The sequence below is a fragment of the Providencia heimbachae ATCC 35613 genome, from assembly GCF_001655055.1.
GTDB classification, from domain to species: domain Bacteria; phylum Pseudomonadota; class Gammaproteobacteria; order Enterobacterales; family Enterobacteriaceae; genus Providencia; species Providencia heimbachae.
Genome location: NZ_LXEW01000031.1, coordinates 19771 through 40138 on the forward strand (window position 1 = coordinate 19771; position 20368 = coordinate 40138).

Here is a 20368-nt window from a genome sequence, read left to right on the forward strand (position 1 = left end):
TTATTATTTAATTATGTTGAGTTTTTTGCCAATACGAGTGAATGCATCAACAGCGTGTAAAATATCCTCCTCACTGTGTGCTGCGGACATTTGCGTGCGAATACGCGCTTGCCCTTGAGGAACAACAGGATAGAAAAATCCGGTCACGTAGATGCCTTCATCAAGTAACTCATTGGCAAAAATTTGAGCAACTTTTGCATCCCCTAACATGACAGGAATAATGGCGTGGTCAGCCCCTGCGAGAATAAAACCGGCGGCCGACATTTTTTGTCGAAATAGTGCCGCATTACGCCATAATTTTTCACGTAATGCCTGGCCTTCACTCATCATATCAATGACTTTAATTGAGGCCGCGACGATGGCAGGCGCTAATGAATTAGAAAATAAATAAGGACGAGAACGTTGGCGTAACCACTCAACAACTTCTTTTTTAGCCGCGGTATAGCCTCCGGATGCACCACCAAGTGCCTTACCTAAGGTTCCGGTAATGATGTCGACGCGTCCCATAACATCGCAATACTCATGGCTTCCCCGTCCATTTTTACCAACGAAACCAACCGCATGGGAATCATCCACCATGACTAAGGCTTGGAATTCATCGGCAAGGTCACAAACTGACTTTAGATCAGCGATGACACCATCCATAGAGAAAACGCCGTCAGTGGCAATCATAATATGCCGTGCCCCTGCTAATTTGGCTTCTTCAAGTCGTTCTCGCAGTTCTGCCATATCATTGTTACTGTAACGATAACGTTTTGCTTTACAAAGACGGACACCATCAATAATCGATGCATGATTTAATGCGTCGGAAATAATGGCATCTTCAGGACCGAATAAGGTTTCAAATAAACCGCCATTGGCATCAAAGCAAGAAGAATAAAGAATCGCATCTTCCATACCCAAGAAATCAGCCAATTTTTGTTCAAGGATTTTATGGCTATCTTGTGTTCCACAAATAAAACGCACAGAAGCCATACCAAAGCCATGACTATCCATGCCTTGTTTTGCCGCATTGATTAATTCAGGATGATTTGCTAAACCGAGGTAGTTGTTGGCACAAAAATTGATCACTTTTTTACCGCCGGCAATTTCAATATCGGCATCTTGTGACGTGATGATAATCCGCTCATTTTTAAACAAGCCATCGGCTTGAGTTTGCGCTAATTGGTTTTTAATTTGCTGATAAAATTGATGTGCCATGATTTATTCCTATCGAGAGTCTATTTCCAGAGTTTAATAATAGTCTCTACAAGTGGCGACTCTCTCTGGACAAATAAGTTAAGTTTGTAGCCAAGATCACGATAATTGCCTTACTTTTATTCACTCAACCAGTGGGATTACCTGCGATCTATAACTCTACTGTCGTCAGCTCAAAGAAATGTTATTATATACCCGTCATTCTTCAAGTTGCTTGGGTGTTACATTCGCTCAGCTATCCGAATCACATAGTTTATTTCTATTTATTCTTAATCCACTAGAGGTATACCCAATGATCATAGTCACAGGCGGAGCTGGTTTTATTGGCAGCAATATTATAAAAGCCCTAAATGCGATAGGCCGCACAGATATCCTCGTTGTAGATAATCTGAAAGATGGCACTAAGTTTGCCAATCTTGTTGACCTTGATATTGCGGATTACGCAGATAAAGAAGATTTTATTATCAGCATTCTTTCCGGTGATGATTTCGGTGATATCGATGCCATTTTCCACGAAGGCGCTTGCTCATCAACCACAGAGTGGGATGGTAAGTACATGATGGATAACAATTATCAATATTCTAAAGAGTTGCTGCACTACTGCTTAGAACGGGAAATACCTTTCCTATACGCATCATCAGCAGCAACTTATGGCGGCCGTAGCGATAACTTTATTGAAGAACGTGAATTCGAAAAGCCGCTGAATGTATACGGCTACTCCAAATTTCAATTTGACCAATATGTTCGTGAAATTCTGCCTGAAGCTGAATCTCTAGTTTGTGGTTTCCGCTACTTCAATGTCTATGGCCCTAACGAAGAACATAAAGGCAGCATGGCGAGCGTGGCTTACCACTTAAACAAACAAATTAATGAAGGCCAAACGCCAAAATTATTTGAAGGCAGTGATTCATTCCGCCGTGACTTTATTTATGTTGCCGATGTTGCTGCGGTAAACCTGTGGTTCTGGCAAAACAATGTGTCCGGGATTTTTAACTGTGGTACCGGTCGTGCAGAATCATTCCAAGCTGTCGCTGATGCTGTCACTACGTTCCATAAAGATAAAAATGTTGCAATTGAATACATTGAATTCCCTGAAAAACTGAAAGGCCGTTATCAAAGTTTCACTCAAGCTGATATGACTAAATTGCGCGCAGCTGGCTACACCGCACCATTTAAAACGGTAGCAGAAGGTGTAACTGAATATATGCAGTTGTTGAATAAAAAAGACTAATTCATATTTATGAAGATACTCGTAATAGGTCCCTCTTGGGTGGGGGACATGATGATGTCACAAAGCCTTTATCGGACCATAAAGGCGCTACATCCTCATGCTCAAATTGACGTGATGGCGCCTCAATGGTGTCGTCCTTTATTGGCTAAAATGCCGGAAATTAGCAACGCGATTCCGATGCCATTAGGGCATGGAGTGCTAGCTATCGGTGAACGTCGTCAATTAGGGATTCAACTTCGTCAAAATAACTACGACCAAGCGATCGTTTTACCTAATTCTCTAAAGTCCGCTTTAGTGCCTTTTTTCGCCAAAATTGCCAAAAGAACTGGCTGGCGTGGTGAAATGCGTTATGGCCTTCTCAATGATATTCGCCCATTAGATAAACATGCTTTTCCATTGATGGTGCAGCGCTATGTTGCCCTCGCCTATGATAAGCAAAGTATTAAATCTGCCGCTGATATCCCGACACCAATATTGTGGCCTAAATTAGTTACAGATAAACAAGATGTTAGCGAAGCGGCCCTTGTATTCAAGATTGATAATACTCGACCAATTATTGGTTTTTGCCCCGGTGCTGAATTTGGCCCAGCAAAGCGTTGGCCACACTATCATTATGCTGCTCTAGCAGAAAAATTGATCAGCGAGAAAGGCTACCAAGTCCTGTTATTTGGTTCTCAAAAAGATAATGATGCAGGGGAAGAGATTCGTCACAGCTTAACAGATAATGCAAGGCAGCATTGCCATAACCTCGCAGGAAAAACATCATTAGAACAAGCGGTTAATCTTATCGATGCCTGCCAAGCAGTAGTCAGCAATGATTCCGGTTTAATGCATGTTGCCGCGGCTCTCGATAAGCCATTAGTGGCGCTTTACGGCCCGAGTAGCCCTGATTTTACCCCTCCCTTATCTGATAAGGCTGAAGTTATCCGCTTAATTACCGGCTACCATAAAGTCCGTAAAGGTGATGGCGATAGCGGTTATCATCAAAGCTTAATTGATATTCAGCCTCAATTGGTTATCGATGCATTAATACGCTTAAATATAGGTATTGAATAATGCGGGTGCTATTAGTTAAAACATCATCAATGGGAGATGTTTTACATTCTCTACCTGCGTTGACGGATGCCCAGCACGCAATTCCGAATATTCAGTTTGATTGGGCTGTTGAAGAGGGCTTTGCACAAATTCCAACTTGGCATAGTGCAGTTAATCAAGTCATCCCTGTCGCCATTAGACGTTGGCGAAAAAATTGGTTTTCAGCACCAATAAGAGCCGAACGAACCGCATTTCGGGATCAACTGCAAGCAACCCAGTATGATGCAATTATTGATGCACAAGGGCTATTAAAGAGCGCTTTTTTAGTGACTCGACTCGCCCATGGCCCTAAGCATGGTTATGACCGCCAAAGTATTCGCGAGCCGCTTGCAAGCTTTTTTTATGACCACCGTTACGCGGTTAGCAAACGGCAACATGCCGTAGAACGCATTCGTCAGCTATTTTCTGATAGCCTTGGTTATGCCCGCCAAACGACTCAGGGTGACTATGCCATTGCACATCACTTTTTGCAGTCATCGTCTGAGCCCGCCACCCCTTATGTTATTTTTCTTCATTCGACAACTCGCGATGATAAGCATTGGCCTGAAGCTCACTGGCGTGATCTCATCGCGCTGATGGCGGAGTCAGGCATTCATGTAAAGCTACCGTGGGGAACTGAACTGGAGTATCAAAGAGCTTTACGTTTAGCCGATGGATTTGATTTTGTTGAAGTATTACCGAAGTTAACCTTAGCGCAAGTTGCTGAGCAAATTGCCAACGCTAAAGCAGTTGTTTCTGTCGATACAGGATTAAGCCATTTAACCGCCGCGCTAGATAAGCCGAACTTCACGCTATTTGGCCCCACAGATCCGGGGTTGATTGGGGGTTATGGGCAATATCAAAATACGATTAAATCTTCGGATAATACAATGGCGAATATTTGTGCTCTTGAAGTATACCAGCAACTTGCTAGCTACCTTTAATCACTGCCAATAACGTTCTCGTGAAAAGCGGTCAGATGACCGCTTAATCGTGCAAACTTACTCTATCTTATTTTTCCGGTGCGATAAAACCAAAACACAAGGTTTCAGGCTGAGCATCAGGTTCAGAGCGGTAAATGATATCTTCTTTTTCAATGGTAAATTGTGGCCAAAAATGGCGAACCGTAGAAAAATCTTCATGAGCACAATCATCATATTTACGGCCTAATAACAATGCGCCATGCTGGCGAATTTCAGCCTCTGTTATCTCACGGTTATAAATATTAGGTGGCATGTGGTTTTCAAGCGTCCATGGCTGAATAACATGCGGCCTATCTTTTGCATAGATAATAAACCATTGGTATAAATTATCTTCGCCGCCGACATATTTTACTGGAGTACCGTAGCGCTTATACCAACGCTGCTCACCATCTGCTATCAATGTTTTCACGCCAATAAATTTCTGCCCAGCCCCTTGGATATTCATCCCTTGTACTATCATATAACCCAATACAACTAATACACCAAAAATAGCAAAACCAACCAACGATTTTTTGAATGGTTTTCGTGGCATAACCGTAACTGAGCCGACAAATAAAGGCGCACAAACTGCCATAAAGGGTTGTAGCCACTCGGTGATACGCCCACCATCATGGAAAGAGAACCAACCATAAATCACAACGAGAGGGAACAGAATAATAAAATTGGCCATACGATTTGCTAATGCTTTTGGCCAACCTAACTTTCCACCACTGCAGTATAAAATAATAGTGGCTATAACTAATGGATAAAAAACACTCAATGCCGCTTGAGTCGTATGAAAATTAAAACCAGGATCAATCTGTGAATCAACCCATTTGAAAGCGGAAAAATCGCTTGCCATCAACCAAAAAAAGTTTGGTAGTACAAGAGAAAACCAGAGTGCTATCGCAAGATAAAAAACAGGGTGACGATAACTTTGGCGGGCTTGCTTCACAAATATTGTCAGCAAAAAAACGGAACCAACCAATGCAAGTGTAGAATATTTACCCATGGTTGCTAATGCAGAAAATAAGGCAAAAAGTAGCCACCATGCCGGGTTTTCATAGACTGCACGTAAAAAGAAATAAATAATCCACGCCCAGAATGTGACTAAAATATAATTATCATTATAAGGAATAATATCGAAATTAATTACACCTGATAAATTCAACATTAACATAGCAAACCAAGCAAGATCTCGGCGCTCAGTTAAACGATAAGCTAATTTCCAAACACCTAATAACCCAAATGCAATGCCAATAAAATGACTAAGGTACCAATAAAAACTATACGATATACCGAGATGAATCGCCGGCCACATCATAACCCCAACAAACCAAGGGTTTTTAGGGGAGCCCCACTCGCCATTCATTCCCCAGTTAACGGCTTCAACCGTATCATAGGGAACGGTTGGGTCAAAATAAGTGCTCGCTAGGATCCATGCGATGGCATACCCGATGACCCATAAGTAAACATATTTATTTGAAATTGATTGGTTGATTGCTGGCATATTCTATTCTGAAGGTTCTTATTAAAGTTATTAGGATTAATTAAAATAAAATATTCATCGTTCTATTTGAGTATAAGCAGCCCATAATAGAATACCCAATAAAACGGAAAGAAATTAGCCGTGAAGTCTACTACAATTTATATGGAATAATAAGGAAAGGTGTAAAATAGTCAGCATTCATTGTTGTAATGTTCAAGTTCAGTTATCTGAAAAAGATTACAATTTTATTATTGCTCTTTTGGTGGTAAATAAGGTTGCAGTAATTTCAACAAACGTTGTAGAGCACCTTGGTTTTCATGTAAAACTTCCGCGGCATGTCGACCATAATATAAGCGATAATCTTCATCTGATAGTAAGCTCGTTACCGCTTGTGCCATCGATTCACTGTCTGTAACCGTAATTAAGCCATCTGCTTGGGTTAATTTCCCACAGATATCTTTAAAGTTAAAAGTATGTGGCCCCATCAAAACAGGCAAAGCATGCGCCGCAGCTTCAAGTGGGTTATGGCCGCCAGTTTCGACTAAACTCCCGCCCACAAAAGCAATATCGGCTATCCCGTATAGCAGCATTAATTCGCCCATAGTATCCCCAATAACAACCTGAATATCGGCTGCTGGGATCACACTGCTACTACGACGAATAAAGCGCAATCCAGCGTTCTGAGTTAACTCTTCAGCCTTTGCGAACCTTTCAGGATGACGAGGAACGAGGATCAATAATAAGTTTGGAAAACGTTTCAACAATTGCTTGTGAGCGTCGAGAACAATTGCCTCTTCGCCTTCATGTGTACTGGTTGCAATCCATACCGGTCGATGTGCAGCCCATTGCCTACGTAACGTAATTGCGCGAACAGCAAGCTCAGGAGTTACTGAGATATCAAATTTTAAGCTTCCCGTCACATTCAGCTGCATGCGTCTTAAGCCTAATTGTACAAAACGTTCGCCATCTTCATGATGCTGAGCTGCAACCATAGTGACATTACGTAGCATCCGTTTTACAAAACTACCTAATTTTTGATAACCCGCAGCCGAGCGCTCAGATAACCGAGCATTCGCAATCACTAAGGGAATATTACGTTTATGTAATTGGTTAATCATGTTCGGCCACAATTCTGTTTCCATAATAATCACCAGTTTTGGGTCAACTTGTTTTAGGAAACGCCGCATAGAGCCGGGTAAATCGTAAGGCAAATAAACGTGGTAAACATCGTCACCAAAAGCAGATTGAACCCGCTCAGACCCCGTTGGAGTCATCGTGGTAACGGTGATAGGTAATGAAGGATAGTGGTGGCGCAAGGCGCGAACCAGTGGAACGGCTGCCAGTGTTTCACCGACAGAAACAGAATGAAGCAAAATACCTTGAGGAACGACTTTTCCGGCACAAAAACCATAACGTTCACCCCAACGTTTACGATACGCAGGCGCTTTACGGCCACGCAGCAAAAGGCGAACCCAAATAAATGGCTGGATAAGATAAAGAAGTACCTGATATAAACGCAATAACATTCGATCTGATTCACTTACCAAAATTGGCGGTATCTTACCATAAACCTTTGATGAAAGTGTGCAGAATATGCAGCTAAAATAACCTTAAAGTTTAATGAGGGGATGCCATCTAATCTTGCAACAACGCCCAATAGCCGATAATGTAAATACTCACGATCGCTTATTCATGCTGATTTTTCGAATAAGTACTAACAAACAATGAGATATCATCACCATGAAACATAAAGCAATCTACCCCGGCACATTCGACCCAATTACATCAGGTCATGTTGACATCGTATCTCGCGCTGCGGCAATGTTTGATCATGTGCTATTAGCTATCGCCAATAGCCAACGAAAAAGTCCTATGTTTACACTTGATGAACGTGTAGAGCTTGCCAAACAAGTGACATCACATCTGGATAACGTTGAAGTCGTCGGTTTTTCCGAGCTCATGGCCAATTTTGCTCAGAAGCATGGCGCAAATATTCTTATTCGAGGTGTGCGCTCTGTCGCTGATTTTGAATATGAATGGCAACTAGCGAACATGAACCGTCACTTTGTCCCTGATCTTGAAACCGTGTTTTTATTACCCTCTCAGAGTTTGTCTTTTGTTTCTTCGTCTTTAATTAAAGATGTCGCGCTTCATGACGGGGATGTTTCATCTTTTTTACCCCCTATTGTGTCCGAAGCCATGATGAAAAAACTTAATAAACCCAAAGATTAGACGATTACTTTTGGCATTCTCGGCAAAAAAAAGTACTACGTTGCCCTTGCTTGATGCTTTCAATTGGTGTTCCGCACATTGAGCAAGGCTCACCTTTTTTACCGTAAACAAAAAGTTCCTGAGCAAAATAGCCCGGTTTTCCATCTGATTGCAAAAAATCTTTTAGCGTTGTTCCGCCCTGCTCGATAGAGCGTTGTAAGACTTTTTTTATCTGAGCGACTAGCTCTGTTGCTTGCGCGAGTGTCAGCGTATTGATGATTTTTTCAGGGGAAATTTTCGCAGCAAACAACGCTTCGTTAGCATAAATATTCCCTACGCCCACCACAATTTTATTGTCCATTAGCCACGGTTTAATCGCCGTTTTTCTTTTTGCAGATAATTCAAACAAATATTGAGCATTGAACTCTGCTGATAATGGCTCTGGACCTAAATGTGCCAGTACTGAGCTTGTTTCCAGATCTTCACACCATAACCATGCACCAAAACGCCTTGGGTCTGTATAGCGTAAAACTTTGCCATCTCTCATGATAAGGTCGACGTGGTCATGTTTCTCTTCAGGTAATTCTTCGGTCAATATTCTCACACTGCCAGACATCCCCAAATGTACAATAATCCAACCTCTTCCCAGTTCAATAAGCAAATATTTAGCCCGACGCTGAACACTGAATACCAGCTCATCGGATAAGCTTTTAATTTGCTCACTCACCGGCCAACGCAATCGACTATTTCTAACAATAGCATAAGATATTGTATTACCGACTAAATGTGGTTCAATTCCACGACGACTGGTTTCTACTTCAGGTAGTTCTGGCATGATTTATATCCAAATTTATCCAAAAATCCAAATACACTGTATTGCATATCTATCCTAAGAAGCAACCGAATACAGCCATCCGAGTAAATCCCTTTATTTTCTTTAAAAAATCATTAATAAGCAGAAGTTATTAGTACAGTATTTACATTCAAATCGCTTTCCCGCATGATAATTATGTGGATTTAACCATGTAAAATATAAAATCTTTTGTCGTGAGTTTAATGAGAATTAAAATAATTTCATATCTGATTCACTTTGATGACCATGTATAGAATCAAATACTTTATTTTAAGTTGACTAAAAAACAATCTAAGCATGCTGCCATACGGCGTATTGAATATAGAAAAATAGGCAATTTTGTGAAAAAATATAGTAATGCCGTTAATCAACTTCCTTTTGTTTTACTATTTTTAGTGACAATAGGAATGTTCACCAATGACACTCAAGGCGTATTAAATATTTCTGTTGCCTTACTTTTTGTGTATACAATTTATACAGTATACAAAAGTAAAATTAATATTATGCAAGATATCCTGACCCTCATTAAATCGAGAAAAACATTGTTTCTCTTCGGTGGTTGGAGCTTACTTTGCGCGACATTTTTTACCTATTCAAATTTCACGCTTGAAGCCCTGAAAGCTTTTTTTAATGATTGGCGTTATATTATAGTCATCACATTATTTTTGATTGTTTTTAAAAGTGATACACCTAAATCTAGAAAAACGATTACTTATGCACTGATTGCTACACTCGCTTTTATTATTTTCATCATTCCGGTATTAAAGCAATTTAAAAATAGTGATTTGCCTCTTTATCTACAACTTAGATATGGCTTTGCTCACTATATGACTTTGTTATTCCCTTTTACTTTTAGCGCATTTTTTTTATTTAAACGCACATTACTAAAAATCACCATGCTACTTCTTTGCGTACTAGCATTCGGCTTTTTATTATATACCGGTAGCCGTGGCGGATTTCTTTCTGTTGTTGTCGAGGCTATTCTAATTCTATTTTTACTTTCTCGTAGTTATAAAAAACTATTAGTTAATATGATTGGGTTTGGTGCACTTTCCGCAACTATTCTAGCCTTTTCTTACTTCACAATACCGCAAGTGAAAAATAAGGTAAATCAATCCTTATCTTCACAAAATATTACCTCGAATAGGGATAATATTATTACCAGTCGCTTCCCAATACTGATGAACTCTATTCCTAATCAAATTTCGGGGATTGGATATGGTTCCGTTGCTTATAATCAATTTCTGATGGACAACAATGCACCAAAAAATCAAGGTGGCATGGGATACTCTCGTAAAACCAAAGAAACTTTTTATAATAATGATGAGCCCTTTTTTCTACATATTACCTATAATATTGGGTTTATCGGTCTAGCATTATTTCTAGGTGCTTTTATAATTAACATGAAAGACCTATTTAAAGATATTAGGATCGATAAAAATATCTTAAATGTAGGAATATTTGTATCATCTATTGGCTATTTCCTTGTTTATTGTTTATTTGAATTTATTTTTTTAGATATCTTTATTTTATATAATATACTTACTGCTATTTTCATCAAAAAAATACTTTGCAAGTAGCCTGAGCTCCGTTTTATTTCAATCGAACGGAGCTTAATATTTAATTATAAATATCAATTAGATACTTTTTTTAGTAAGTACATTACTGTCGTCACTAAAAAGCGAAAATATTGCTTATTTTTTCTTAAATGTGATTTTTTTCTTGATAGTTGTTTATAGCCTTCGGGACTTATCAACGGTATATTTTTCCATGGTGAATTAGCTCTTGCAACCTCAAAAAATGCATATTCTTCATAGAAATTGGCCCATTCGTGAAATGGTTTAGTTAAACCTACAAAATGAATAAATACGACCTCTTCTGGAATTTTCGGAATATGTCCTTTTGTTCCAATATACCAATCCAAAGAAAACATAAAATTAAAATTCTCACTGATATTTATAAGCTTATTATTTAATAAGATATTAAGAGCATCCTGATCTGGGTGGCTAAATTTATTTTTACTAACAAGTTCAATAACGCGATTAGGAATATCATCCTTCGCCATTCTAGCAATGGACATATATAAAAAACCAGAATTAAAATACTTCGACATATCCATTGGTAATGATTTTTTATTACTACGAAATTTATCTTTTACCGCATATAGAAAAATATCATCATTAAATTCTAATGTTTTCAGGAAGAGTAAATTCCCTTTACAGATAATATCTGCATCTAAATACAATAGTTTATCAATTGTCTGTGATAAATAGGAGATAATAATTAATCTAAAATAAATAGCAGAACTCCACCCTTGAGAAGGCAAGGGCAAGGATTTGAATTTTTCATTGTTTATCAAATATATAGTTAGCTTATGCTGGGTATTTCTTAAAAGTTCATGGAAGATTTTTTCACATTTTAAATTATCAATAAAGATATGAAAGTGAAAATAAAGATTTTTATTATTAATTAAGATAGATGAAATAGACGTTCCTACACCGTATAGAAAATTCTCATCTATACCATATGAAATATGAAAATAACCTTCATCACTAGTGCAATTTGCATTTATTTCTATTTTTGCTTTTATCATCTCATTACTTATCATTGCAAACTATCCTATACCTAACTTTTTCTCTTCCATAAATTTGGACAAATCCAATTGGCAATCGAGTATGCCTAGTTGATAGTATAAACTATTCTTTGTATTTTTTAATTTAATTCAACTAGCTTTACATTTTTACTTGAGATTAAAAAATGAAAATAAAATAAATCAAGTAAAAACATATAGTTACAGATAACCATTGCCTCTATTGTAATGATTAAAACTTACAATTTCATTTCCTAGCACATTACTTAACACTTATTTTTTAACATTGACACGTATAACCGAGTCCCCATATCCTAAATAATCACGTAGTAATGGTACAGCTCTAATATTTCTACAGTTTAAAATGTAAATTTTTCATGATCACGAACAAGAGTAGTAGCAACTCTGTTTTTTACCCGAAAAATGGGTTAAAATTACACCATACTTATTTGATAGTTTAATTAATTTAAAGAACACATAAATCACAATAATCTTAATTATTGACATAATAAACAATTAAAATTCCTATTACGCGGCTGCTCAATGAAACAAAAACAAGCATTAAAAAATTGTATACTAATCATACTGACATTGGTTATTTTAATCATACTATCGAAACTTATGCTACTCGGTGCCGGAAATGCACACCCTACCGTAAGAGAGATTGCACTTATTTGTTTTTTTATAATCATATTAAGCTCATCAAATAAAGCTTATTGGTATATTGGATTTCCTATCATATTCATTAATGCCTTATACACACCAATAGGCCTTAATTTTGGTGCACCAACATATCAATATGTATCCTCTATCATTGCCACAGATGCAATGGAGTCTAAGGAATTTTTTACCCAAATATCTATAAAAAGCTATCTTTTTGCTATCTTAATCATTCTTTCTTTTATTTACTTCAGAAAAATAACAAAAAAAAATAACATTCAATTTTATAAAAATAAAATGCTACTTATATGCTTAGCAATTACCGCATTAATCAACCAATCACCATTTAAGCTTTTTGAAAATATTTATCATTCTACTCTAAATGTAAAAAATGAGATTAGTAATTTAAGTAATTTCACCAAAGAAAGTGAATGGGGGATATCTTCATTAAAAAAACACACTCCACAGTATGATGATTATATTTTAATTATTGGAGAGAGTGTTAGACGTGATTATATGCAAGCTTATGGCTATCCAATTGAAAACACTCCATTTATAAATAAAACCAATGGAATCATCATTGACGGATTAACTGCGGGTGGTACTAATACAGTTTCATCATTACGAATGATGCTAACGCTTTCAGATAAAGATAAATGGGAACCTAATTATGGTTTAAATTTTGTTGATTTAGCAAAATCAGCTGGATATAAAGTATACTGGATTTCTAACCAAGGTTTTTTAGGCGAATTTGATACACCTATCACCTTCATTGCAAAAAGAAGTGATATCAAAAAATTTAATAAAATGGGTGCTTTTAACTCTAAAGATACAAGTGACTTTAGCTTAATAGATACTTTCAAGAAAGAGCTAGATGAAAAAAATAATATTTCGCAAAAAAGACTATTTGTAATTCACTTATATGGTTCTCATCCAGATGCTTGCGCACGTATAGAAGATTATAAAAATAATTATATTACAAAGGATAGTAAGTTTAATAATATCGCCTGTTATGTCGCAAGTATAGAAAAAACAGATAAAATACTAAGTTCTATTTATAATTTATTAAAAACACAAGAAAGAGATAATAACCGCAGTTTTTCAATGCTGTATTTTTCTGATCATGGTGTTTCTCACTCCCTGATTGATGATGAAATTAAGCTAAATTTAAGTAACTCCTCTAAAAAGGTTTTAAACATACCATTAATGGTATTTAATTCTGATAGTGAAAAACAAGAATATATTAAAACAAATAAATCAGGGAAATTGTTTGTCGAGGGCTTAGCCAATTGGTTAAATATTAAAAATAAAGAAATATCACCAGACTATACTCTTTTTTCTGATATAGAAGATGAACAAGACTACCAATTTGAAAATAATTTCAAATCATTGCATGATAATAATGATGATGCCATTGATATTAGGAATAAATAGATTAATAGGCGAGAAAATCTCTCGCCTATATTTATTTAAATAGTTTATATTTGATAAGACTATTTATCCCTTTAATTATTTTACCTTGATTAAATTCATGCTTATATCTTTCTTGATATTCTACTTTTTTGACTGCATCAACTAATAAATCTTTTTTCCATGGGGAATGGTCAAATGCTACTTTAAATGTTTTACTCGATGGATAGTCAACTGCCCAATAATGCCATGGCTTGGTTGCCCCCGTATAATGAATTAATTTAGTTTCATTTGTGATGTAATCTTTATAATCTTTCTTCTCTAATTCATTTTTTAATGTATAAATACAATTATAATCTCTAGAAAGATAAATATTTTTACAATCAAATAAAATATTTAAAGCATCTTGATCTAAATATTTTAACCTTTTTCCGGTATGATTATGAGTAATTAAGTTAAATGCTTTATTGGTAAAATCATTACCATTCCAGGCCTTTAGATTTAAAAATATTACTCCCGCATTAAAATATTTACCTTTCAAATTAGGCATAGCTAAACGATCATCACATAATGATTGCATGTATTCAACATCAGGTATTACTGCTGCATATTCACCATTAAATTTAATTTTAGTGTAATTTTCTAGTTTTCCCTTACAAAAAACATCTGCATCCAAATAAAGAATTGAGGATAACGAATGACATAGGTGATCAAAAATAAAAAATCTAAAATAGGTCGCATATGACCAAACACTAGATGTTGGTAGTTTTTTTAATTCTTCAGAGTTAAGAATATAGACATCAATACCTATATTTTTATTTTCTATTAAAATTTTTAGTTTAGATAAGAAATCATCATCTATAAAATCTGTAAACAAGTGAAATTTTAATTTCATTTCTCTATTATTAATAATAATAGAATTCATCGATAACCCTGACCCAAATAAAAAACCTTTATCTACACCATATGCAATATTCAGATCGGCTTTGTCACTAAGATTACCTAATTCTATTTTGTCCTTTATTAAATTCACTTGAGTACCTATTTTAATTTACTGAAAAAATATTCGATGTATTTAATAAAACTCTGCAAATATTTTTTTTGCTTTGCTTTATGCTTCGCACAATAGCGTAAATGATTGCTACTTTTTGCTTTTAACAATGGAATATTCTTCCAAGGGGAGGCGGCTTTAGCATCAAGAAAAGGTTGCGCTGTTACATAATTAGCCCAGTCATGCCATGGCTTTGTTGGTCCAACATAATGAATAAATACCGTATCCTTTTGAATAGGAAAATTAAAGTAACCTTTTAATTCATAATTCAGGCTAAATTGCGTATTAAAGATTCTCTTAATAAATAGAATCTTATCTGTCAGTAAAATATTTAGTACATCTTGGTCTGGGTAACTAATTTTACTATTGATTTTTTCATTAGTGAGCAAAGACATAGATTTCTCTGTAATATTATTACAACACCAAGCTCGTAGATTTAGATACATGATACCACTATTAAAATAGCCTTTTGATATTGACTGAAATCCTAATGAATCCGCTCTTTTCTGCCACCATGCTTCATCTCGCTCAGTTACAACCGCTGCAACATGACTAGATAAATCCATATTAATAATTTCATCAATATTATTATTACAAACCACATCGGCATCTAGATAAAGCAAATAATCTATTTTGTCTTTAAAGTATTCTGCAATAATGAATCTAAAATAGATTGCATGGGTCCAATTTTTGGTCGTAGGTAACTTTTTGACGCTATTAGAATCAATAAAATAGATGGTAACTTTTGTATTATACGTCTTACAAATCTCTAAAAACTTGGTAATATCTTCATCACTCATTGTATTATCAATGAAGATATGGAAAGAAAAATTCATCTCAGGGTTGTGAACTAATAAAGAAACTACTGATACACCACATCCATATAGAAAATTAAGGTCTATACCATATGCTACATGGATGCATGATGCATCATCCATATTCACACTTCCAAGAGGAATTGTTTTCTTTATCATGCTATCAAAATCAATCGCCATAAATATTCTACATCCTCTTTGAACTATAGACCATGCTTTTGGGTACGCTCTTTAATTCTATCTGATTTTCTAGCTACCTTGCCGATCAAGCCTTGCTCTTTATTTAATATTTCTTTGAGGGGGCAGGCAAAATACCATTTCATAAACCGTAAAATATCTCTTTGCGTGAGACCGATATTTAAAGAAGAATAATATAGCCCTATCAAATCTTTGTCACGCCAACGGGTCGGAACGGTAGCTCTTAACTGTGCGCGATGTAAATCAATTACCGATATCTTTAACTCACTTTCATTACTTGTAAAAGGTAAATGGAGTAAAAAATGACAAATATAGCAGTCTCGATGATTGATTCCCGTGGCGTGCATTTTACGTACCATATCGGCTACACGATGAATAATCATCTGTTTAACTTTAAATGATGGAGGCGCTTTTTGCCAATTTTCGCAGTAATCTTCTAAACTAACCGTTGGCGTTAAATCTTCAGTAATAATAAACGAATGGCGGCGTAAAGGATTTAAACCTTTCTGACCAAATGCTCGTCCATTCATCGTGTCCACACCAACTTTAGTGAGTTGATGGATCGCATTCCATTCTCTATCTGCACCTAAAACAGGTAAACGAAATGAGATTAGATTTTTTATGACTTCTTTTAATGTTGTACCGTAATGGATCTTAATAAAATAGCTTTTATCTTCAACTTCAAAACGCAGGGTTCGGCGACTTTCTAGTGCACGAAAAACTTCACCGTGCAGCTTATCTGCTTCAATAAAAGGATCTTTATTTTCCCATAATTTACTAAATGGTGTTTTTAATTCAATCATGATGGCCTCTTAAAATAATATCAGCGACCTTCTCCGGTAAACTATACAGATCTTCTGTATCTGCAAAATACCTTGCATTATTAATCCACTGCGTTAGCTGCTCTTGATTCTGTAAACTCTTAAGCAATGCGTCATTCAATAAAGATTGATCAAATGGCTCTTTAATTACAATACCGCATTGAGCTTGCATAATAAACGGTGCATAACCACAAACCTCTGTCACAATAACAGGTAAACCTGCGGTGATGGCTTCTAATAATACAATGCCAGCAGCTTCTTGATAGGCTGGGTGCATAAGGATATCTGCCGCAGCCATTAGTTCTGCAACATCATTACGACCACTAAAAAATGAAACTTGCTCGCCAATACCCAATGACTCTGCTAACCGCTGATATTTTGCTGGTTTGTCTTGCCCCACAACCATTAACACCGTATTTTTCTTAATTGTTTCAGGTAAGGAAGCCATTGCGCGAAGTGTCCTATCAACCCCTTTGCGCTTAAAATCAGAGCCAACCTGTAGCAAGAAAAAAGCCGTCTGAGATATTTGATTTTTTTCTCGATAAATACGCCTAGCATCGAGAATTTGCTTATCATATTTTCTATCCTGAGCAATGCCAGGGGGCAACATATGAAAGCGTTCAGATTCTGTCGAATAGTGTTTCTTAAAATGTGTAATTTGATGGGGTGTTAACATGAGTAATTGAGTCGATTTTCCTATTTGGAAAACAGCCTTCTCAAATGCAGCATAATGTTTATAGCGAGGCGTCAGCCTGTAAAAAAAGCCTTTTTCATTGGCCACTTTTTCTGCATAGCAAACATCGGCTGCATAATAAATATCCAGCCCAGGCATTTTATTAAAACCAACGACTCTATCTGCAGGTTTCTGCTGAAGGTGCGCAAATACCCAGTCACAATACTGTGTGTTTCTACCATGATTAGTATTTGATGTAACAGGAACGATAATAACTTCAAAACCTTGAGGAATTCCGCCCTCCCAAGATTGAGTATATACCCTGATGTGATGACCTCGTGCTTGGCAAGCCATCGCAATACGCAAAAAATCACGTTGTAACCCACCAAAAGGAAAATACTTATACAGACAAAATGCCAATATCATATTAATACCTTGTCATCATGGAGCGGATATTCATAGGTAATATTTTTTCTGTCGCTTTAATCACGTCAGATGCAGGAATAATCGATAGATATTTTTTATTTCTATCCAGCTCTTCTCTTGGCGGCATAGCTTCATAATCCCCCGCCCAAAACTGTACTGCATTGTCAGTCCATGGTCGCCAAAATACATTATTTGTTGCACCAAACAAACATACAATTGGTGTGTTAACAGCAGCGGCAATATGCATCGGAGCGGAGTCTACACCAATAAATAATGCAGCATGGGCAATAAGTGCACCCAGTTCAGGAAAAGAAGTCTTACCGGCTAAATCAACGATCGGCTTTACTTTACACCCATCGGCAATATGATTAATACATTCAATATCTTCTTTACTCGGACCTGATGTAAGGACGACTTGGTATCCACGAGATTGTAATGCATCAATAACTTCTGAAAATTTTTCATCATCCCAACATTTGAAGATTTGGCGAGCCGTTGGTTGAATGACAACATAACTACTATGAACCCCGAGTTCTAAAAGCCTTTGGTCGATGTTTTTCCAATCTTGCTCCGTATAAGACATCGTCAGGTGTTTTTTTAGTTCTTTAATTCCTAACGGTTCCAGAACAGAAAGATTATTGATAACGACATGTTCCCCTTGAGGAACGGTCAAATGGGTAAAGCTATTGCACCAAAATTTAGAGCCTCGGTGGCCAAATTGATGGGATATTTTCATTTTAGCCGGAATGGCACGCACGAGCAGTGATACCATCCACTGATCCGCTAAATTTACCACTAAATCATATTTATTTTTGCGTAGTTTCAGTAACAGACTAATAAAATTACATGCCTTGCTCAGCCCACCACTGTTTTTCCCTTTCATGCCATATAATGTATTGATTTCATTATTTTCAGATAAAATAGGGATTGTGTCCTGGTACAATAAGACATCAATTTTCGCCTCAGGATACTGGTGTTTTAATGAACTAATAACAGGCGTTGTTAGTAGCATGTCCCCATGAAACCTCATCTTGATCACAAGAATTTTTTTAAACTGTTTTTCCACCGGGCACTCTTAATCAAGTCTATAAGTAAAATGACATAGTCATATGACAATAAATAACACTATTAATTCAATGAATATTATACATAAAACAAGTCGAGTTGCAGGTTGGTAATACTAGAAACGATATCGATAGAAAAGTATTGATATGCATAACTAAATTTTTTGCAATTACGAGAATTATAGCAGATATATGTATGTTACTACTTTAAGAATAAGGGTTATAGCATTGAATGCGTATATCTCTTGCTATCAAATTTTTGTATAAAAAAACCCAGCCGAGGCTGGGTTTTTTACGCAGAAGACAAAATTATTTGATTTTTGCTTCTTTGTAGATCACATGCTTACGAACAACTGGATCAAACTTTTTCAGTTCCAGTTTTTCAGGCATAGTGCGCTTGTTCTTCGTAGTGGTATAGAAGTGTCCTGTACCTTCAGAAGAAACCAGCTTGATTTTCTCGCGAATACCTTTAGCCATTTTTTAGCTCCTTAGTACTTCTCACCACGGGTACGCAGTTCAGCAAGAACTGTATCAATACCCTTTTTATCGATAACACGCATACCTTTAGCAGATACACGCAGTGTTACGAAACGTTTCTCAGACTCAACCCAGAAACGGTGAGAGTGCAGGTTTGGCAAAAAACGACGTTTGGTCGCGTTTAATGCGTGTGAACGGTTATTACCGCTCATTGGACGCTTGCCGGTAACTTGGCAGACTCGTGACATGTCTATTCTCCAAAAATCTAATCAGCTCGAGCTTTATTGTTCTGGGTATGGCCGCCTCGTCAGGCTTTGGAGCCCATCTCAGCAAACTTTAATTGACTAAAAAATCGTCATTACCTTAGTAAAAAACTTACTGAGATAGGCTCTTCTCGCCAAACCCGAGATCCTTAAAGGTGGCGTAGTATACGCTTTCAATCGTTTTCACTCAAGCCCAACACAGCAAAAGTTGTCATTTTTTAGTCAAAAAAATGATTTATAGCCATCCTCGTTCAGCGAATGACACACATTTTTTATGCCCAACTACAAAATGATCCAACAATTTGATGCCCATGATAGAACAAGCATGCTGAATACGTTCAGTTACTTGCCTATCGGCAACGCTTGGCTCAGGATTACCCGATGGATGATTATGCGCTAAAATAATCGCACTGGCATTCATTTTAATTGCAAAGCGGATAATTTCACGAGGATGGACTTCAACCTTGTTAAGCGTTCCCTTAAACATCTCCTCATGACAGATAATTTGATGCTGACTATTTAAAAATAGCACCATAAAAACCTCTCTTTCTTGCCCAGCAAAAAGTTCTAACAATCGAGTTTTTAATAAGTCAGGTTCGGATATCACTTCTTCATGAAGGAATTGTTCAGAAAAAAATCGGCGAGCCAACTCACTCACCGCTTGTAGCTGGGTAAATTTACAATCCCCCATACCTCTGCACTGCATCAGTTTTGCGTAATCGGCTTGGATCAATAAATAGAGTGAACCGAATTCGCTAAGTAACCGCTCAGCTAACTGCAAAACTGGCTCACCTTGACTCCCTGTTCTTAAAAAAATAGCTAATAGTTCTGCATCTGAGAGTGATGCGGCACCATAAGCCAATATTTTCTCTCTTGGTGGTAAATCGAGATAATTATTCATCT

Annotated in this window: 19 protein-coding genes; 6 read left to right on the forward strand and 13 right to left on the reverse strand. The window is 36.8% G+C overall.

Annotated features, from left to right (window positions below; all coding sequences use genetic code 11):
- Nucleotides 1-3: 3 nt before the first annotated feature.
- Nucleotides 4-1200: a glycine C-acetyltransferase gene (locus M998_RS10260; RefSeq protein ID WP_068908702.1), complete on the reverse strand. Its 1197-nt coding sequence runs from the start codon at nt 1198-1200 to the stop codon at nt 4-6.
- Nucleotides 1201-1489: 289 nt separating this feature from the next.
- Here M998_RS10260 and rfaD point away from each other — a divergent pair, with 289 nt between their 5' ends.
- The 3 genes from rfaD to rfaC are packed head-to-tail and all read left to right on the forward strand — an operon-like array spanning nt 1490 to nt 4446.
- The gene (gene rfaD / locus M998_RS10265) at nt 1490-2428 is read left to right on the forward strand and encodes an ADP-glyceromanno-heptose 6-epimerase (protein ID WP_068908704.1); all 939 of its coding nucleotides are present in this window, start codon (nt 1490-1492) and stop codon (nt 2426-2428) included.
- Nucleotides 2429-2437: 9 nt separating this feature from the next.
- Nucleotides 2438-3484 carry an ADP-heptose--LPS heptosyltransferase RfaF gene (gene rfaF / locus M998_RS10270; RefSeq protein ID WP_068438085.1) on the forward strand — a complete coding sequence of 349 codons (1047 nt, stop codon included), beginning with the start codon at nt 2438-2440 and terminating at the stop codon, nt 3482-3484.
- Nucleotides 3484-4446, forward strand: a complete 963-nt coding sequence (rfaC, locus tag M998_RS10275) for a lipopolysaccharide heptosyltransferase RfaC (protein WP_068908706.1) — start codon at nt 3484-3486, stop codon at nt 4444-4446. The genes rfaF and rfaC overlap by 1 nt, the downstream gene beginning before the upstream one ends.
- A gap of 67 nt (nt 4447-4513) precedes the next feature.
- Here rfaC and M998_RS10280 read toward each other — a convergent pair whose 3' ends face one another.
- Together M998_RS10280 and waaA are read right to left on the reverse strand one after the other, a co-directional pair.
- Nucleotides 4514-5974: an ArnT family glycosyltransferase gene (locus M998_RS10280; protein WP_068438079.1), complete on the reverse strand. Its 1461-nt coding sequence runs from the start codon at nt 5972-5974 to the stop codon at nt 4514-4516.
- A gap of 227 nt (nt 5975-6201) precedes the next feature.
- On the reverse strand, nt 6202-7479 hold the full coding sequence (gene waaA / locus M998_RS10285) for a lipid IV(A) 3-deoxy-D-manno-octulosonic acid transferase (RefSeq protein ID WP_068908708.1): 1278 nt from the start codon (nt 7477-7479) through the stop codon (nt 6202-6204).
- A gap of 214 nt (nt 7480-7693) precedes the next feature.
- Here waaA and coaD point away from each other — a divergent pair, with 214 nt between their 5' ends.
- Nucleotides 7694-8185 carry a pantetheine-phosphate adenylyltransferase gene (gene coaD / locus M998_RS10290; RefSeq protein WP_068438075.1) on the forward strand — a complete coding sequence of 164 codons (492 nt, stop codon included), beginning with the start codon at nt 7694-7696 and terminating at the stop codon, nt 8183-8185.
- A 4-nt stretch (nt 8186-8189) separates the two neighbouring features.
- On the opposite strand, the gene mutM is transcribed toward coaD, so the two are convergent.
- On the reverse strand, nt 8190-8999 hold the full coding sequence (gene mutM / locus M998_RS10295; protein ID WP_068908709.1) for a bifunctional DNA-formamidopyrimidine glycosylase/DNA-(apurinic or apyrimidinic site) lyase: 810 nt from the start codon (nt 8997-8999) through the stop codon (nt 8190-8192).
- A 359-nt stretch (nt 9000-9358) separates the two neighbouring features.
- Here mutM and M998_RS10300 point away from each other — a divergent pair, with 359 nt between their 5' ends.
- Complete coding sequence (locus M998_RS10300; RefSeq protein ID WP_068908711.1) at nt 9359-10597, forward strand: O-antigen ligase family protein; 1239 nt, start codon at nt 9359-9361, stop codon at nt 10595-10597.
- Between the two features lie 53 nt (nt 10598-10650).
- On the opposite strand, the gene M998_RS10305 is transcribed toward M998_RS10300, so the two are convergent.
- Nucleotides 10651-11625, reverse strand: a complete 975-nt coding sequence (locus M998_RS10305) for a glycosyltransferase (protein WP_068438067.1) — start codon at nt 11623-11625, stop codon at nt 10651-10653.
- A gap of 525 nt (nt 11626-12150) precedes the next feature.
- Between M998_RS10305 and M998_RS10310 the strand changes: the two genes are divergently transcribed.
- Nucleotides 12151-13701 (forward strand): phosphoethanolamine transferase, encoded by a 1551-nt coding sequence (locus tag M998_RS10310; protein ID WP_068908713.1) that lies wholly within the window; start codon nt 12151-12153, stop codon nt 13699-13701.
- Nucleotides 13702-13732: 31 nt separating this feature from the next.
- Here the strand turns inward: M998_RS10310 and M998_RS10315 are convergent, their stop codons facing one another.
- The 8 genes from M998_RS10315 to radC all read right to left on the reverse strand — a co-directional run bounded on the left by M998_RS10315 (nt 13733) and on the right by radC (nt 20366).
- Entirely contained in the window at nt 13733-14710 is a 978-nt protein-coding gene (locus M998_RS10315) for a glycosyltransferase (protein WP_068908715.1), read from the reverse strand.
- An 8-nt stretch (nt 14711-14718) separates the two neighbouring features.
- Complete coding sequence (locus M998_RS10320; RefSeq protein ID WP_068908716.1) at nt 14719-15723, reverse strand: glycosyltransferase; 1005 nt, start codon at nt 15721-15723, stop codon at nt 14719-14721.
- 23 nt (nt 15724-15746) lie between these two features.
- The gene (gene rfaP / locus M998_RS10325) at nt 15747-16544 is read right to left on the reverse strand and encodes a lipopolysaccharide core heptose(I) kinase RfaP (protein ID WP_068908718.1); all 798 of its coding nucleotides are present in this window, start codon (nt 16542-16544) and stop codon (nt 15747-15749) included.
- Nucleotides 16537-17661, reverse strand: a complete 1125-nt coding sequence (locus tag M998_RS10330) for a glycosyltransferase family 4 protein (protein ID WP_068908720.1) — start codon at nt 17659-17661, stop codon at nt 16537-16539. Before M998_RS10330 ends, rfaP begins: the two co-directional genes overlap by 8 nt.
- A 1-nt stretch (nt 17662) precedes the next feature.
- Nucleotides 17663-18727, reverse strand: coding sequence for a lipopolysaccharide core heptosyltransferase RfaQ (gene rfaQ, locus M998_RS10335; protein WP_068438048.1), 1065 nt, complete (start codon nt 18725-18727; stop codon nt 17663-17665).
- 307 nt (nt 18728-19034) lie between these two features.
- Nucleotides 19035-19202 carry a 50S ribosomal protein L33 gene (rpmG, locus tag M998_RS10340; protein ID WP_004265124.1) on the reverse strand — a complete coding sequence of 56 codons (168 nt, stop codon included), beginning with the start codon at nt 19200-19202 and terminating at the stop codon, nt 19035-19037.
- An 11-nt stretch (nt 19203-19213) separates the two neighbouring features.
- Nucleotides 19214-19450 (reverse strand): 50S ribosomal protein L28, encoded by a 237-nt coding sequence (gene rpmB / locus M998_RS10345; protein WP_068438044.1) that lies wholly within the window; start codon nt 19448-19450, stop codon nt 19214-19216.
- A gap of 250 nt (nt 19451-19700) precedes the next feature.
- Complete coding sequence (gene radC, locus M998_RS10350) at nt 19701-20366, reverse strand: RadC family protein (protein ID WP_068438041.1); 666 nt, start codon at nt 20364-20366, stop codon at nt 19701-19703.
- Nucleotides 20367-20368 lie beyond the last annotated feature (2 nt).